Origin of the sequence: Sulfurimonas sp., assembly GCF_029027585.1 — a bacterium.
Classification (GTDB): domain Bacteria; phylum Campylobacterota; class Campylobacteria; order Campylobacterales; family Sulfurimonadaceae; genus Sulfurimonas.
In genome coordinates this window covers 1,964,569-1,981,747 of record NZ_CP093397.1, presented here as the reverse complement: position 1 = coordinate 1,981,747, position 17,179 = coordinate 1,964,569, and the positions used below count along the sequence as shown (strand labels likewise).

The following is a 17,179-nucleotide window of genomic DNA, read 5'->3' as shown; positions in this document are numbered from 1 at the left end:
AAATGAGTTTACATGACCAAGAAGCATTTTTAAAATCTATTCACCCTTTTGAACTACTTACACACAAAGAACTTACTAAAGCAGTTAATTCTATGGATATCGCTTATTATAAAAAAGATGAAGTTCTTATCTCTCCAGATAATATTTCAGAATTTTTATATTTGATAATAAAGGGTGAAGTTGGGGAGTATCATAAAGATGAACTGATTAAAGTTTATCACAACTCAAATACCTTTGATGCTGATTCGCTTATTTATGACAAAACCGAAGATACTTTCACTGTACTAGAAGAACTCATCTGTTTTGAAATGAAAAAAGAAGATTTTAAATCTTTACTTGATTCAAACAATGCTTTTAAAGAATTTTACATCAGTGATTTAGCAAATAAAATCCAATCTGCAAAACAAAAAGAATACACAACTCAAATGTCAGGTTTTATGATAGCTCGTATTGTAGATTCTTACCTTCATGCTCCATGTATCGTAAAAACAGATGTGTCCATTATGGATGCCTTGCACAAAATGGAAAAATTAAAAACAAACTGTATCTTAGTTCAAGATGGAGATGAATGTGGTATCGTAACAGACAGTATTTTAAGAAAACATATTTTATATAATGATTACGATAAAAATGGACCTATTGGACCGATTGCTTTAAAACCCATTATAACTATGGAACATGATGACTTTTTGTTTAATGCTCTACTCTCTTTTACTAAAAACTCTATAAAAAGAATTATTATTACAAAAGATGGAGAAATACTTGGCGTATTAGAACAACTTGATTTACTAAGTTATTTTGCAAACCATACTTACCTTGTTGCAGTTCAAATTAAAAAAGCAACTTCTATTGATGAGTTAAAACTTGCAAGTCATGATTTTATAAATATCATCAAAAAACTTCATGCAAAAGGCACTAAAGTAGAATATATTTCAAAGCTAATAGCTGAACTAAATGAAAAAATATATGAAAAACTATATGAAATGATAGTACCAAAAGAACTTGCAAAAGATGCTTGTCTAATTGTTATGGGTAGTGAAGGTAGAAAAGAACAGATGCTAAAAACTGACCAAGATAATGCACTAATCATAAGAAATGGCGTTGATGTAGCTTTATATGAAGAATATATGAAAGAATTTACAAAAATTCTAATTGAGTTTGGTTTTCCAGAGTGTGAAGGGAACATTATGGTTTCAAATGAATACTGGAGAAAAAGTTCTCATGATTTTGAGCATGAAATACTAAGATGGTTAGAAGCACCTAATAAAGATGACTATATGAAGTTAGCTATCTTTTTTGACTCTATTGCAGTTGCAGGTGATGAAAAATTAATTGACGAGCTTAAAGATATTATATATGAAAATATAAAAGATAAAGATGTATTTTTAGCTAACTTTGCAAAAGCGGCACTTATATTTGAAACACCTATCGGTATGTTTACAAAACTCATCTCTACAAATGATCAAATCGATATGAAAAAAGGTGGTATTTTTCCAATTGTTCAAGGCATAAGAAGTTTAGCCTTAGAAGCGGGAATAAGAGAAACAAACACAAACAACAGAATAAGGCTACTAGCTAAAGCAAATATCTTAGATAAAAAATTTGCTGATGTTATAGAAGAAGCCTTTGATACTCTTTTAAACCTTAGACTTAAAGAAAGACTTAGAGCTATTGGACATGAAGAAGATGCCAACAATTTTATCTATGTACAAAATCTAAATCAATTAGAAGCGGATTTATTAAAAGATAGTTTTAAAATTGTAAATAAATTTAAAAACTTTTTATCTCATCACTTTAAAATAAGTATGGTTGGATAATGTTTGCAAAAATAAAACAACATTTCAATAGAAAGAATTTAACAAATGAAGATTACTCATTTTTATTTGATGAGGCACCAGAAGATGAATATGTTGTATATGATACTGAAACAACAGGCTTAAACCCAAAAGTTGATGAAATATTATCTATTGGAGCTTTGAAAATTCGTGGGGATAAAATTATTACTTCTGAGAAGTTTGAATTATTTGTTCAACCAACAAATCTTATTAGTGAAGAGAGTATTAAAATTCATCAAATCAGAAATATAGATTTGCAAAATGGAAGTAAACCTGATGAAGCTTTAGATAAATTTTTACACTTTGTTGGCTCTCGCCCTCTAATTGGGTACTATCTTGAGTTTGATGTTGCAATGATAAATAAATATTTAAAACCATACCTTGGGATAACACTGCCACAAAAACAGATAGAAGTTTCTAGTATGTACTATGATTTAAAAACAAAATTTATACCAAATGCAAACATAGATCTCAGATTTGATACAATTATGAAAGATTTAGGATTACCTATATTTGGAAAACATGACGCAACCAACGATGCTATCATGACGGCTATGATTTACCTGAAATTAAAAAACATAGATAGAATTTAAAACTTTATTACCTCTGTTTTCCTACAAAAAATCCTCCAGCCATTCCTAATGGAACAACAGTTACATAAAATAAAAATCTATCACTAAGTTCGCTTAGTGTCATCATAATGATACTTATTCCTAACACAACACTAGCCCCTAAAAATATTGACGAACTTAAAAGTACATTTATTATTAAAGGAAGAAAAAATCCTGAAATAAATAAACAAACAAAGCGAAAGTTCATAATCTTTTTAAAATTTTCATCATACAATCTTGCTGTTCTTAAAAGCTGATACTTATTTTCTTTGATACTTTTTAATGTTCTTAAATCTTCATAAGTAAAAAATATTTGAGCAACAGCCCCCATCATTCCTAAAGACATTAAAGGAAGAGCAACAGAACTAAAGTCAAGTATTAAAGCAACAAATGCAAGTAAAAATGCCCCTATATAACTAACTCCAAAAAACTTCAGGTTTGTTGTTATTCTATCCCATGACGGTCGAGCTTTTATGCGGTAAATCATACTTTGAGAATAGATACCAAAAACTCCAACGATTAAAGTTAAAAACTCTACAAAAAGTCGCATAGTTTGTGAAATATCTAAAAAATAAAGGATTACTATAAGGTTCATCAACGCTGTAAAGATGCCAAGAGCAAGTGCTTCACGAGAGAGCCATGATGTTTTAATATTTTTCATAGCAGTTAATGCTAAAAATGGGCGACCAAGGTGTAATGCAGATAAAGGAAGTCCAATAGCTGCTGGAAGCATAACTACAATAGCCATAATAAAGGTAGGCTCTGCAAAACCAAAAAGACTCAAAATATCCCCTAAAAACAAAGCAAAAAATCCACCAATCGAGATTTGAGTAAGTACCGTCATAAAAACTAAAGGAAGCTCAGAGTGAGCAGGCTTGAGTATATGCTCGTCTATCTCTTTTAAAGTTGGTAAATTCTCAGGTAGAGTATATCTTGTTGTGGATTTTGTAATATTTGCATCTGGTAAAAATGGCATATTAGCCTCTTTTGCCATATCTTCATCTAACCATTTTTGTACATTTACAACTTCTATCTCAATCGCTCCAGATGGACAGGCTTGAACACAAGCAGGAGTCTGTCCAACATCTAATCGTTCATGACACATATGACATTTAGTAACGATTTTTCTCTCTTCATGGAAGGTTGGAACACCATAAGGACAATTCCATGTACAGTATTGGCAACCTATACAAGTATCATCTTCATGGACAACTATTCCTGTTTCTTCTATCTTTATATATGAAGAAGTTGGACAGCCTTTTAAACACTCTGGATCTATACAATGGTTACAACTCATAGAATTAAAAAGCTGCGTAAAAGCAGGGAACTCTCCACCTTCCATCTCTCCAACTCTTCTCCATTTAGTATCTGCTGGATTATTGTTTTGCTCATTACAAGCCACTTCACAACAACGACAACCTATACAAGCAGTTGCATCAAAGTGAAATCTATACTGCTCACCCTCTTGGAGTTTAGGAATATCAATACTATAATTTCCACACTGCATACCTGTGTCAGCTTTGTGGTCTATAAAGCTCTCTAATGGTGTTTGCATCTAATCTCCATTTTATTTATAGGTAAATTATACACCATATAACACATCAATATATACAGTTTATTGATTAATATTTAAGCTAAAATAGATCGGCATGACCGAAAAATATCTCTTGATTATCATTTTTTCTCATACTTTCTAAAATATTTTTTGCTTTTGCTTTTGTCTGTTTATCAAAATATATCAACATGTTTCTTGATAAAATATAGTCAAATTTTCCTATTTTTACAAAAGATGTATCAAATAAATTTGCTAATCTAAAAGACACAAGCTGTTTTATAGTAGGTCTTAAACTATATAAACCATTATCTACATCAAAATATTTATTTATGATACTTGAAGAAAGATTTTTAGTATTTCTTTGTTTATAAACAGCTTTTTTTGCTTTTTGTAAAGCATCATCATTTATATCTATACCAAGTATTTTAAATCTTGTTGAACTTACTCCTGCTTCAAGTAAAGCTATGGCTATACTGTATGGCTCTTCTCCTGTTGCAGATGGTGCGCAAAGTATCTCTACATTTTCTACACTATTTTTTACTAAATTAACCAATTTTTCAATTTGTGAAAATTCACGATAAAAAAATGTTTCATTTGTTGTTAAGCAATCCACTAATTCTTGTTTTATCTTTTTATCTACCCCGATTAAAGTAAAAAGTTTAGTAAAAGAACTTATCTCTCTTTGTTGACAAAATATCATTACTCTATTTCTAAGTATTGAGAGTTGCTTATCAAAGTCAACACCTGTTTCATCTTTAAAATATGCTGCTATTTTACTTATATCTACATAATCTGTTGGCTCTTTAAACTCTACAATTCTTTGCTCTTTTTCTTTTTTAAAAAAACCAAACATTAACTACAAAATCCCGTTATCTCTTTTACTATAGCATCTATACTCATAACTTTTATATCTTTTACTTCTGCTCTTGCATTGCCAGTCATTCCATCAACAATAGCACTTTGCTCATCTTCTGTTATTGTTTTGCATCCAGATAAACTTAGTGCCTTACAAGCATCTACTCCATCTCTTCCAATACCTGTTAAAATAACACAAAGTATTTCAACATTTTTACATATTGGCAAAAAAGAGTTAAATACCTTGTTTATATCTGGATTAAAATTCGTTTTATCTACGAGCTCTTTTTTTATAAAGTATATACCTGCGTTGTCTTGTTTTAGTTTAATATCTCCACAACAAGTATAAACCTTTGCTACTTCTACATACTCTTTATCTTGTGCAACTAAAATAGTATTATCATTATGCGCTTGTAACTGTTTAGAAAAACTATACATAAAACCAGCAGACATATGTTGTGCAATAATAATAGCACTGTCTTTTAGTAATGGTAATTTTTTGATTATTTTTTCAATTTGTCCAGGTCCACCAGTTGATGCACCGATAAGAACTATTTTACTTGGAGTTTTCATATTATTATTCTATCATTTTAATCTAATTATTTCATGTGATTATATTTTAATCATTTTATATTTATTATCCTGTATAATTTTTAATCATCGAAAATGACTTATTTTAAAAATAAGCTATTATAATTACGATATCAAACAATTTTAGGAGATTAAATGGCAGGTTTTAAAGATTTAAAAGGACAAGGACACGCTCCAACTCTATTTATGGCATTTTTATATTTTGATATGAGTTTTATGGTTTGGACAATGTTAGGTCCACTTAGTACAGAAATAACAGAAGCTCTTGCTCTTGGTGGTCATATAATGACAGCAGGAGAAAAAGCAACTCTACTTTCACTTCCTATACTCTCTGGTGCGATTTTAAGAATAGTTCTTGGATTTGGAGTTGATAAACTAGGTGCAAAAATGACAGCTTTAATCTCTCAAAGCATAGTTATTGTTTCTCTTTTAACAGCTTTTTTCATGGGTGATAATATAACTTATAATGCACTTCTTATAGTAGCACTTGGTCTTGGTTTTGCTGGAGCTTCATTTGCAGTTGCCCTTCCACAAGCAGGGCAATGGTATCCACCAAAACTACAAGGTGTAGTTTTAGGAATTGCTGGAGCTGGGAATATTGGTGTAGTAATTGATTTTCTTTTTGCCCCAAAAATTGCAGAAATATGGGGTTGGTCATCTGTTTTTGGTGTAGGTGCGGCAATGTCAATTATTGTTATTATCGCTTATGCTTTTATGGCAAAAGATGCCCCTTCAGATATTTATACTGCTCGTCCTAAAAAAGTAAAAGATTACATAAAACTTTTAGGTGATAAAGACACTTGGTGGTTTTCACTGTTTTATGCGATTAGTTTTGGTGGGTTTGTAGGATTTGCTGGATATATGAAAGTTTATCTTATGAATACATACAGTGCAGATATGTCTTCTTTTGGTTTAGAGATGCTAGATGAAACAAATGTAAAAGTAATCGCGGGTTACTTTGGAGCTTTATGTATCTTTGCAGGTGCAATTCTTCGTCCTGTTGGTGGGAACATTGCAGATAAGATAGGTGGTGTTAAATCACTTTACTTTTTTTATAGTGCAGTAGCAGTTTTAGTAACTATTAGCGCTTTAGTTGAGTTACCATTTACACTTGCTATATTAGTTTTGTTTTTAATCATGGCTAACTTAGGAATGGCAAATGGTGCAGTATTTCAACTAGTTCCACAAAGATTTGGTAAAGACATCGGTATCATGACAGGTCTTGTTGGTTGTGCAGGTGGACTTGGTGGAACAGCACTCATAAAAACTCTAGGTTGGAGTAAAGGTGCTTTTGATGGCTATACAGCAGGATTTTTAATCTTTGCTTGTGTTGTTCTTGTTGCAATCATGGGACTTAGTTTGGTTAAAACTAGATGGAGGACTACTTGGGGTTTTAAAGCTGGAGGAAGAATTTAGCTTTAAAATTAGACACATTCATTATCTATCGCTATAATTACCATAATTAAATAAAAGGCGATAGATGAATTCTAAAATTCTAATACTTACAATATCTTCAGCACTGCTTTTAACTGCTTGTTTTGACACTAAAAAAGAAGTTAAAAAACCAGATGTAATTTCACTTAAAACACAAGAACAAAAAGCGGCTTATGTTATCGGAACTCAACTTGGAAAACAACTTATGATTTCTAAAGATGACATAAACTTAGATGCTATGAAACTTGGTATGAGTGATGTTTTCTCAGGCAAAAAACCAAGACTTAGCAACGATGAAATGCGTAAAACAATGGAAGCATTTTCTCAAGTTAAGAAAAAAAGAGAACTAGCAATGGTAGATAAATTTTCAAATCAAAACATAAAAGAAGGAAAAGCATTTCTTGAAGCAAATAAGAAAAAAGATGGTGTCATAACACTAAAAAGTGGACTTCAGTATAATGTGATTAAAGAAGGAAAAGGAAAATCTCCAAAACTTACAGACACAGTAGTAACTCACTATCATGGAACGCTGATAGACGGTACTGTTTTTGATAGCTCTTATGATAGAGGCGAAACTGTAAGTTTCCCTGTAAACGCTGTTATAAAAGGTTGGACAGAGGCTCTACAAAAGATGAAAGTTGGAAGTAAGTGGCATCTAGTTATTCCAGCAGAACTTGCTTATGGTAAAAGAGGTGCACCACCTAGTATAGGTCCAGATGCCACACTTGCTTTTGATGTTGAATTACTAGAGATTAAGTAAGTTTTTTTATAAAAACAACTTTTAAATAGTTACCTTCTTTAAACTTTGGATTTACTCTAAAGTCTTGCGGGAGAGAAAAACTCTCTTGCACTTTAAATCTTCCCTTTAACTCTTTAAACGCTTTATCTATGAAACCTCTAAAAGTCATCATAGAAAAATTTGAAGCATTTGTAGATGCTACTATTACTCCATTTTTTGAAGTTATTTGTATAGCCTCTTTTAAAAGTTTTACATAATCTTTTGAAGCTGAAAAAGTATGTTTTTTACTTCTAGCAAAGCTTGGTGGGTCAAGAACAACTAAATCAAAAAGAAGTTTTTTTCGCAGAGCATATTTAAAATAGTTAAACACATCTTCAACAATTATATCTTGCATAGATACATCTATATCATTTATGCTAAATTGTTCTTTTGTTTTTGGCAAACTTCTTTTTGCTAAGTCAACACTTATAGTTTTTTTTGCTCCACCAAGAGCGGCAAAAACTGAAAAAGCTCCAGTATAAGAAAAAGTATTTAAAACTGTTTTTCCTTTTGCATACTTATCTCTCAGAGTTTTTCTAACTTCTCTTTGGTCTAAAAAAACACCAACCATAGCCCCCTCATCTAAGTAAATGGCAAAATTAACATCATTTTCTTTTACTATTAAAGGCTCAGAGGCTTTAACTCCACAAACAAAATCATCTGCATCATCAAGATATGTACCTTTAGTATCAAATCTCTTTTTTTCATAGATGCCTTTGTAGTTAAGAGATAACTTTAGTGCTTTTAATATCTCACTTTTAAAAGTATATATGCCCTCAGAATACCAAGTTATAAGATAAAACCCATCAAAACAATCAATACTCAAACCTCCGATGCCATCACCTTCAGCATTGAACATTCTAAAAGCAGTTGTTGATTTATCGGCATAAAATTTCTCTCTATATTTTAATGCTTCATTAAATTTATATAAAAAAAAAGAACTATCTATTTTTTCATCTTCTCTCAAAGATAAAAGCCAACCATAGCCTTTGTTTTGTATGCCAAAATAGGCCTGTGCAATAAACTTTTTCTTAGCATCTACTAAGTTTAGTATTTGACCTTGAGTTTTTAGTTTATCAAGATTAAGGATTGATTCTTTTGATAAAAGTGGATAACCATCTTTATAACTATCAACAAATTCTGATTTTATAACTAAATCTATGTTTTGACTCATATTTATGCAACCTTCTAAGCAATTATAGTATAAATTTTGATAAAATATTTTATATAAAATAAAGAGGGACTTATGCCATCTTCAAACATTAAAACGACTGGTTTTTCACTTGCAAAAAGAAGAGAACTAAAAGGTGATGATTTTTACGATACAAAAACAATAGGTGATTTAACTATATCTATCGTTTGTGATGGAGTTGGAAGTGCTAGTGAAGGTGCTGCTGCTGCTATGCGAGTTACAACTTACTTGATGAATAACTTTAAAATTCGCCCTAAAACATGGAGCATAGAAAAATCTATCCATACTTTTATAAATTCTATAAACTCTATACTTTATCAAGAATCAATGCTAAACTATGAAAGAAGTGAGTTAGTAACGACTCTTTGTATTGTAGTTATTCAAGGTAACAAACTTTATGGCGCAAATGTTGGAGATTCTAGAGTTTATCTACATAGAAACAAAAAACTAAATCAATTATCTCATGACCATATAATGAATGAAGATGGTTACGAAAATGTACTCACTCAAGCAATCGGAATAGATAAAGATGTTGAGCCTTATTACTTTGAAAATATTATTCAAGATGACGATAAAATTTTATTATGTAGTGATGGGCTTTACAATGTACTCGGCCACGAAACACTCGAAGTAAATATATTTAATGGTGCCTCTTCTTTGGTTAAAAGTGCTTCTAAACTTTTAAAAGATGATTTACCTGACGATACTACTGCTGTTGTAATTAAAGTTTTAAAAGCTAATGATTTACAACTTTTAAAACATCAAAATTTACCTATTCCTAAAGGTTTAAAAAAAGGACAAGTTATTGATGAGTATAAACTCCAAAAGTCACTCATTGAAAATGATAGAACTTGGTTGTGTAGTAAAAACACAAAACAATATGTTATAAAATTTGCTCCTATTGAAGCTATTGATGATGAGATGGCGTTGGATGTTTTTGTTAAAGAAGCATGGAATGCAAAAAGACTAAAAGCAAACTTTTTCCCTAAGGCTGTAATACCAAAAAATAGAACTTACCGTTACTATGTTATGCAACTTTTTGCTGGAGAAGATTTAGATAATTATTTAGCTATTAAAAAACTCACAATAGATGACGCTATTGCTTTGTCTATTACACTTTTAAATATGTCACAATTTTTATTAAAATACGATTTAGTTCATGGCGATATAAAACCTCCAAATATTATGATAGCAAAAGATGAAAATGAAAATCTAGAATTTAAAATCATTGATTTTGGAAGTATAACTGAGATATTTTCAAATACTACAAAAGCAGGAACACCTAGTTTTTTATCTCCAGAACGCTTTGAAGATGCTGCCATCAATGAGTCAAGTGAGATTTTTGCGATTGGTATTAGCATCTATTTAGCCCTAACGGGCAAATATCCTTATGGCGAGATAGAACCTTTTCAATCTCCAACATTTAAAGAAGCAAAAAAACCAAGTTTATATAACAACAACATACCAAACTGGCTAGACAGCGTAATACTTCGCTCTATAGCGCTTGATAAAGGCAGAAGATATGAGCATTATTCAGAAATGGAGTATGAACTTAAAAATCCAACAAAAGTAAAACCATTTTTTGCTAAAAATGCAACTCTTATGGAACGCTCACCATTGGCTTTTTATAAGGCTGGTTTCATTATAATGACACTCTTAAATATTATCTTACTTATATGGATGGACTCTTAACAAATATGAACTGGCTAAACTTCTTTTATAACAAAACAACGCATCTGCGACACTCCTTTGGTAGAGGCATAAATGCTACAATTTCCCCAAAGGAAGAAGAGCTTTTTGACAAATCATATGAAGCATTTGAAAAAGGTGAAATGCTAAAAGCTTATGAATATTTTTTCAAATCTTTAGAAAATTTTTCACTTGATAGCTCAAATAAAAATATTATTACAAATCTTCAAGATGACTTCCTTGAGTTTGAAATATTTCAAGGAAGTGCAAAAATAACTGGCGTTGTAACTGCTGATAAACTATATGCGCAGGCGATAATAATTAAAAAAGAAGATGCTCAAGTTGCCCTCAAGCGTTACCTTTTACAAAGAAATTATCAACTTACTTATGCTTGTTACTTTTATGATGATGAGTTTATAAAACTAAAACTTATCCAAGATAACATAACTGCATCTCCACAAAAAATATTTTTTCCTTTAAGAGAAATCGCCTTAACTGCGGATTTTGATAAAGAGTTTATAAAAAGTGAGTTTTCAAGTATAACTCTTGAAGATACTCAGCATCTAGTCAAACTATCAGATAATGAACTTAAGATAAAGTATGACTTTTTGCATCTATGGATAGATGAACTTGAAGTAAAAATCTCAACTCTTCCTACAAATGACAACGCGGGGATGCAGTCATTTTTATATTTAAACTTTATTTTTAAAATGGACTATTTACTAGTTCCAAAATGTGAAATTTACCAAAAAGTAAGTAAAAAAGTTCAAAGCTACTTTAATGATGAAAGTATATCTCCAGAAGCAAAAAATGAAGAGTTAAAAAGATATATTCAAAAGCTAAAAGTGATGACTTATAAAGACTTTAGTAGTAAGTTTTACAATGCAAAGTACACTTTTAACCCCTTAGAAAAAAGCTCTCAAGAAGAAATAAATAACTTTATAAGTGAATCACAAATCAAAATTAGATGGTATAAAAATAACCGTTATAAGCAGATAATATCTAGCATCTACACCTATGTTCCTTTTAATATTTTATATAACTATGGTCTAAATCCTATTACAAAATCACTTTTACATACACTTGTAGAGATTCAAAATCCATCTTTTTTCAAAGCCCTAGATTATACTCCTTTATATGATGAAGAAAAAAATACATTTTTTAAAAAAGCAATTATTGCCAGAGTAGATGAAGCTATACTCCCAAATCAGAAGCAATTTAAATCTTTAGAAGTTTTTGGAGATAAACTAAATTTTTCTTCCATGAATGAACTTAGCAATAGCTATCTTTTGCAACTAAAACACCTAGATTTTGAGGAGGTATAAAGATGAATACACAAGATATACTAGACACTTATGTAGATAACATCATTCAGATTATGACTCCTTATGGTTCTGGGACAGGTTTTATTATCGATGATTTAATTATTACAAACTCTCATGTGGTAAGTGGGTTAAAAGAAGTAGTAATAAGTTCAAAACTCATCAAAAGAACAATAGCAAAAGTTATTTATGATGATAACGACTATGATTTAGCCTTTATATCTTTGGAGCATTTAGCATCTAAGAATCCCCTAACTCTCTCTTCAACGATCGTAAAAGATGGAGATACAACTATCGCTATTGGTCACCCTTATGGACTCAACTATACAGCAACTGAAGGAATTGTATCAAAAGCATCTAGACTTCAAGATGATTTAGAATATATCCAAATAGATGCAGCCATAAATCCGGGAAATAGTGGAGGACCTCTTTTAAATACACAGGGAGAAGTTATAGGAGTAAATACTTTTATAGTTCAAAATGCAAATAATTTGGGTTTTGCCCTTCCCTACTTTTATGTTGAAGAAACAATAAAAAATTTCAAAAACATACAGCAGATAAACATCATAAAATGTCCATCTTGCAAGAACCTCATACAAGAAAAAGAGATAAAAAATGATTACTGTTTTGAGTGTGGAACAAAACTAGCCGTTGCAAGACAAAGAAGAAAAGGGTATAAACCTTCTGGTGCAACAAAACTTATAGAAGAGATTTTATCTGCCTTAGAAATAAATGTAACTTTAGCTAGACGCTCTCAAGCTTCTTGGAGAGTTGAGAGTGGAAGTGCGAGAGTAGAGATAAACTACTATGAAAATGGCATCATTATAGGCGACTCAAAACTATGTGCTATTCCAAAAAATAAAATAGATGAGATATATGACTACCTTTTAAGTGAAAATAAAAAATTATCATATTTGCAGTTTTCTATAAATGAAAATAATATATATATATCTTATCTTATAGTAGATTCGTCGTTGACACTCGAAGAAGGTAAAATCGCTTTTAAACGCCTACTTACTCTGTCTAATGAGTATGATGATATTCTTATAAACAAATATAAAGCCATAAAATTAAAACGAGATGAGGAAGATGAATGATAAGTAAATTTTTAAAATTTAGTGTAGAGTTAGATAACTTTATAAGTGATTTAGAAACAATAATCAAAGCGAACAATGATAAAATACAAACAATGCTAAAGCAAAAGAGCAAAACTTATGCTTCTTTTGTAAAACCTATACAGATGCTAGAAGAGAACTTAGAACATTTTTTCACTCCCTTGTCGCATCTAAACTCTGTAAATAACTCAGATGAAACACAAAAAATTTATGCAGAGTCTTTACCAATTATAACTGAGTATTCTACAAAATTATCTCAAAATTTAGATATTTACAATGCTTATAAAGAGATACAAACAAATGAAAAAGACACTCTAAATTTTGAACAAAAAAGAGTAATAGAGCTAAACATACTAAACTTTGAACTTAGTGGTGCACACCTAGATGCAAAAGTAAAACAAAGACTTGGGGCGATAAATATAAAACTAAGCGAGTTGTCAAACAACTTCTCACAAAACCTTCTAGATGCTACAAATGATTATGAGTATATCATAGAAGATGAAGCAGATATTGAGGGAATACCTCAAAGTGATATACAAAGTGCAGAGTTCACAGAAAGAGGAAAAGTAAAGTATAAGTTTACCCTTCAGATGCCATCATATATCGCCTATATGACCTATGGTAAAAACGCAAAAATAAGAGAGGCTTTATATAAAGCTTATGTTACAAGAGCACCACAAAATGCCAAAATCATAGATGAACTACTAGCTTTAAAAGATGAGATGAGTAAAATTCTAGGCTTTGATAATTATGCACAATACTCTATTAAAAGTAAAATGGCAAAAGATGAAAATAGTGTTGTTGATTTTTTGCAAACACTTGTTTCACAGTCAATAAATCAAGCAAAAGAAGAACTGGGAGAAGTTCAAAAAATGTCCGATAAACCACTACAAAGTTTTGATAGTGCTTACTATAGTGAACTTCTTAAAAAAGAAAAATATGAGATAGATGAGGAAGTATATCGACCATACTTTGAGCAAAAAAGAGTTGTGTCTGGAATGTTTGAGTTTTTAAATAAACTTTTTGCTATTGAGTTTAAAAAAGTAAAAGAAAAACTTTGGGATAAAAAGGCTAGTTCTTATGACTTATATCTTGATGGAAAACTAAAAGCAAGACTCTATCTTGACTTAGAAGCTAGAAAAACAAAAAGAGGTGGAGCGTGGATGCATAACTGGCAATCACACTGCTTAGATAATGAAAATAAAGAGCAATTAGCATCTGCGTTTATAGTTTGTAATTTTCCGCCTTCTACTTCAAAATCTCCCTCTTTACTTCGCCATGATGATGTTGTAACTCTTTTTCATGAGATGGGACATGCAATCCATCATATGTTAAGTGATGTCAATGAGAATGAGGTTAGTGGGGTAAATGGGGTAGAATGGGATGCTGTTGAATTTCCATCACAATTTTTAGAAAATTTTGCTTATGAACCAAGCGTTTTAAAACTTTTTGCTTCTCACTATGAAAGTGGGAAAATTATCTCAGATGAGATGATTCAAAAACTTGTAAAAAGTAAAAACTTCTTATCAGCGTCTGGAATGTTAAGACAGTTAGAATTTTCTATATTTGACTTTAAACTACATACAAAAGCCTACAAAGGTGATGAAGTTCAAAACCTCTTAGATGCCATAAGAGAAAAAACTGCTCTTATAAAAACTCCAACTTATAATAAGTTTCAAAATGGTTTTGCTCATATTTTTGCTGGTGGATATGCTGCTGGATATTATAGTTATAAATGGGCAGAAGTTTTAAGTGCAGATGCTTTTTTTAGTGTTATCGATGAGGGGATATTTAACTCCAAAACTGCTAAAAAATATATCGATATCATCTTAAGTGGTGGTGGAGCGAAAAGTATGGAAGTTTATTTTAAAGAGTTGATGGGCAGAGAGCCTGAGCCTCAAAACCTTTTAAGATTAAATGGCATTAATTAGTGAGATTTTTCTTTGTCATTCTTGTTTTTATCAGTTCATTATATGGAGATAAAATTTTGAAAATTGCAACTTACAATGTAGAAAATCTTTTTGATTTAAATAAAAATGGCTATAAATACAAAGAGTACAAACCTTTTTCAAAATCTCTTTGGAACAAAAAAAACTATAAAATAAAACTACAAAACATAACAAAAGTCATAATAGATATAGATGCTGACATTATAGCACTTCAAGAAGTTCACTCTATAGACGCACTAAAAGATTTACGACTTATGCTTAAAAAAAATGGTTTGTATTACCAATATTATAAAATTACAGATAAAAAACCTACTGCTATACATGTTGCATTTTTGAGTAAATTTCCCTTTATTTATACAAAAGAATTACAAGTGACTTCATCTTACAAATATAGAAATATTTTAGAAATTAAACTAAATATAGATGGGGAAAACTTATACTTATTTGCAAATCATTGGAAAGCAAAATCAGGTCCTGAGAGTATGAGGATAACATCTGCTAAAATATTAAGAAAAAGAGTCCAAGAAGTTGGTAATGAGAAAAATATAATCTTACTAGGTGATTTTAACTCAGACTATGAAGAGTACATAAAATTTAAACGCAAGAGAAGACATAACGATACAGGTGGAAAGACTGGGATAAACCATGTTTTAAGGACAATAAAACAAGAAAAAAACAGTTTCTATAACCTTTGGTATGATGCAAAAGAAAAAGATAGATACTCTTACATTTTTAGAGGTAAAAAAGAAGCCTTAGATAATATTTTGATTTCACAGTCCCTTCTTAAAAAAGGTGGTATCTCTTATGTAAAGGCTTCTATAAGAAACTTAGATAAAAAATATCTTTTTAAAAAGAAAAATATATACAGATGGCAAGTCTCACGAGCTAGAGTTCCTAAACATAAAGGCAAGGGTTACTCTGATCATCTACCCGTTATAGCAAAGTTTAAGATAAACACCAATTAATCTCTTCTTTTGAGTGTTGCTTTAAATATTCATTTGTTTTTGAAAACGGCTTAGAACCAAAAAAACCACGGTAAGAAGATAGTGGCGATGGATGTGGTGATTTTAAGACTAGATGCTTACTCTCATCTATAAATGAAGCTTTTTTTATAGATGGATTACCCCACAAAATAAAAACAATATTTTCATGTTTTAGAGACAACTCTTTGATGATAAAATCGGTAAACAGTTCCCAGCCTTTAGCTTTATGAGAATTTGCTTTTGAACTTTGTACTGTTAAAACAGTGTTTATAAGCAAAACTCCATCTTTAGCCCATGATGTTAAGTTTCCTGACTTTGGATACTCACACCCTATGTCATCTACTAACTCTTTAAATATATTTTTTAGTGAAGGTGGTATTTTACATTCATCCCAAACTGAGAATGCCAAGCCATTTGCTTGATTTTCACCATGATAAGGGTCTTGACCAATTATAACAACTTTTACTTTCTCTACTTCTATCAAATCAAAAGCTCGAAATATATCTTCTCGTTTTGGATAAATTATTTGTTCTTTGTACTCTTTATCTATAAAGCATTGAAGTTTTTTATAGTAATTTTCTTGCATCTGTGCGTATAAAAATTTTGACCAAGATTTACTTAACATTAAAAACTCTCTAAAGATAGATATATTAAAGGAAGATAAATCACTAAACCCATATACAATACAAATTTGTTAAGTGGTGCTAAAAGTGCTAAAGTCAACTCATCAGATAAATTTTCTTCAATAAAAACTTGTTTTATAAGCAACATCTTTGTAACCATATCAAATGTTTTAATAAGTAATAATGTTACAGCATATATATTATAATCATTCAAAACCATAAAACCAATAGCAAAATAAAATGTAGGATGCATAATCAAAAATAAAAATATACTTTTATAATAATACTGATACATTCGAGCCAACATTCCCATAACAGTCTGAGCTTTTTGCCACTGTAACTCATATATTTCTAAAAATATAAATAGTAATATATAATTTAGTACAACTTCATTTATCATAAATTATTGTTCCAATTTTATTTTTTGTAAGTATAGCAAAATCATTTGTGAAGTGGTGGACAAGGAGAGATTCGAAAAAACCTTACCCCTTTTAGTGCTTTTTTAGCCACTTTCTAACTCTCTTTTACTTTGTGTTATACTTCCGCTGTTACAAGCATTGTCTCTTCTTTTGGCTTATGGGTGTTAAAGGGATATTTGGATTTAGAGGGTATCTCCAAAGAAAGGAGACACGATGTGAAGTTATTTC

The 17,179-nt window shown here is 30.5% G+C and carries 15 protein-coding genes; 9 read left to right on the top strand and 6 right to left on the bottom strand.

Features of this window, described 5'->3' with window-relative positions; translation table 11 throughout:
* The first annotated feature begins 2 nt into the window (after window positions 1–2).
* Together MOV50_RS10280 and MOV50_RS10275 are read left to right on the top strand one after the other, a co-directional pair.
* Window positions 3–1,817: a putative nucleotidyltransferase substrate binding domain-containing protein gene (locus MOV50_RS10280; RefSeq protein ID WP_321777820.1), complete on the top strand. Its 1,815-nt coding sequence runs from the start codon at window positions 3–5 to the stop codon at window positions 1,815–1,817.
* The gene (locus MOV50_RS10275; protein ID WP_321777819.1) at window positions 1,817–2,428 is read left to right on the top strand and encodes a 3'-5' exonuclease; all 612 of its coding nucleotides are present in this window, start codon (window positions 1,817–1,819) and stop codon (window positions 2,426–2,428) included. The genes MOV50_RS10280 and MOV50_RS10275 overlap by 1 nt, the downstream gene beginning before the upstream one ends.
* Before the next feature lie 7 nt (window positions 2,429–2,435).
* Here MOV50_RS10275 and MOV50_RS10270 read toward each other — a convergent pair whose 3' ends face one another.
* The 3 genes from MOV50_RS10270 to MOV50_RS10260 form a co-directional block, all read right to left on the bottom strand.
* Entirely contained in the window at window positions 2,436–4,001 is a 1,566-nt protein-coding gene (locus MOV50_RS10270; protein WP_321777818.1) for a DmsC/YnfH family molybdoenzyme membrane anchor subunit, read from the bottom strand.
* Between the two features lie 79 nt (window positions 4,002–4,080).
* Window positions 4,081–4,854: a CheR family methyltransferase gene (locus tag MOV50_RS10265; RefSeq protein WP_321777817.1), complete on the bottom strand. Its 774-nt coding sequence runs from the start codon at window positions 4,852–4,854 to the stop codon at window positions 4,081–4,083.
* Window positions 4,854–5,429, bottom strand: a complete 576-nt coding sequence (locus tag MOV50_RS10260) for a chemotaxis protein CheB (protein WP_321777816.1) — start codon at window positions 5,427–5,429, stop codon at window positions 4,854–4,856. The genes MOV50_RS10265 and MOV50_RS10260 overlap by 1 nt, the downstream gene beginning before the upstream one ends.
* Window positions 5,430–5,582: 153 nt before the next feature.
* On the opposite strand from MOV50_RS10260, the gene MOV50_RS10255 reads away from it, so the two are divergent.
* A complete protein-coding gene (locus tag MOV50_RS10255) occupies window positions 5,583–6,863 on the top strand; it encodes an MFS transporter (protein WP_321777815.1) in 1,281 nt (426 codons plus the stop codon).
* A 64-nt stretch (window positions 6,864–6,927) separates the two neighbouring features.
* Window positions 6,928–7,641 carry an FKBP-type peptidyl-prolyl cis-trans isomerase gene (locus tag MOV50_RS10250; RefSeq protein WP_321777814.1) on the top strand — a complete coding sequence of 238 codons (714 nt, stop codon included), beginning with the start codon at window positions 6,928–6,930 and terminating at the stop codon, window positions 7,639–7,641.
* Here MOV50_RS10250 and MOV50_RS10245 read toward each other — a convergent pair.
* Complete coding sequence (locus MOV50_RS10245; RefSeq protein ID WP_321777813.1) at window positions 7,634–8,833, bottom strand: class I SAM-dependent rRNA methyltransferase; 1,200 nt, start codon at window positions 8,831–8,833, stop codon at window positions 7,634–7,636. The genes MOV50_RS10250 and MOV50_RS10245 overlap by 8 nt on opposite strands.
* Window positions 8,834–8,905: 72 nt before the next feature.
* Here MOV50_RS10245 and MOV50_RS10240 point away from each other — a divergent pair, with 72 nt between their 5' ends.
* The 5 genes from MOV50_RS10240 to MOV50_RS10220 are packed head-to-tail and all read left to right on the top strand — an operon-like array spanning window position 8,906 to window position 15,891.
* On the top strand, window positions 8,906–10,543 hold the full coding sequence (locus MOV50_RS10240) for a protein kinase domain-containing protein (RefSeq protein ID WP_321777812.1): 1,638 nt from the start codon (window positions 8,906–8,908) through the stop codon (window positions 10,541–10,543).
* On the top strand, window positions 10,528–11,865 hold the full coding sequence (locus tag MOV50_RS10235; protein ID WP_321777811.1) for a hypothetical protein: 1,338 nt from the start codon (window positions 10,528–10,530) through the stop codon (window positions 11,863–11,865). Before MOV50_RS10240 ends, MOV50_RS10235 begins: the two co-directional genes overlap by 16 nt.
* A gap of 2 nt (window positions 11,866–11,867) precedes the next feature.
* Window positions 11,868–12,959: a trypsin-like peptidase domain-containing protein gene (locus MOV50_RS10230; protein WP_321777810.1), complete on the top strand. Its 1,092-nt coding sequence runs from the start codon at window positions 11,868–11,870 to the stop codon at window positions 12,957–12,959.
* On the top strand, window positions 12,956–14,908 hold the full coding sequence (locus MOV50_RS10225; RefSeq protein ID WP_321777809.1) for a M3 family metallopeptidase: 1,953 nt from the start codon (window positions 12,956–12,958) through the stop codon (window positions 14,906–14,908). Before MOV50_RS10230 ends, MOV50_RS10225 begins: the two co-directional genes overlap by 4 nt.
* 56 nt (window positions 14,909–14,964) lie before the next feature.
* Complete coding sequence (locus MOV50_RS10220) at window positions 14,965–15,891, top strand: endonuclease/exonuclease/phosphatase family protein (RefSeq protein ID WP_321777808.1); 927 nt, start codon at window positions 14,965–14,967, stop codon at window positions 15,889–15,891.
* On the opposite strand, the gene MOV50_RS10215 is transcribed toward MOV50_RS10220, so the two are convergent.
* Window positions 15,872–16,534: a uracil-DNA glycosylase gene (locus tag MOV50_RS10215; RefSeq protein WP_321777807.1), complete on the bottom strand. Its 663-nt coding sequence runs from the start codon at window positions 16,532–16,534 to the stop codon at window positions 15,872–15,874. The two genes, MOV50_RS10220 and MOV50_RS10215, sit on opposite strands and share 20 nt — an antisense overlap.
* A complete protein-coding gene (locus MOV50_RS10210) occupies window positions 16,534–16,932 on the bottom strand; it encodes a hypothetical protein (RefSeq protein ID WP_321777806.1) in 399 nt (132 codons plus the stop codon). Before MOV50_RS10210 ends, MOV50_RS10215 begins: the two co-directional genes overlap by 1 nt.
* Window positions 16,933–17,179 lie beyond the last annotated feature (247 nt).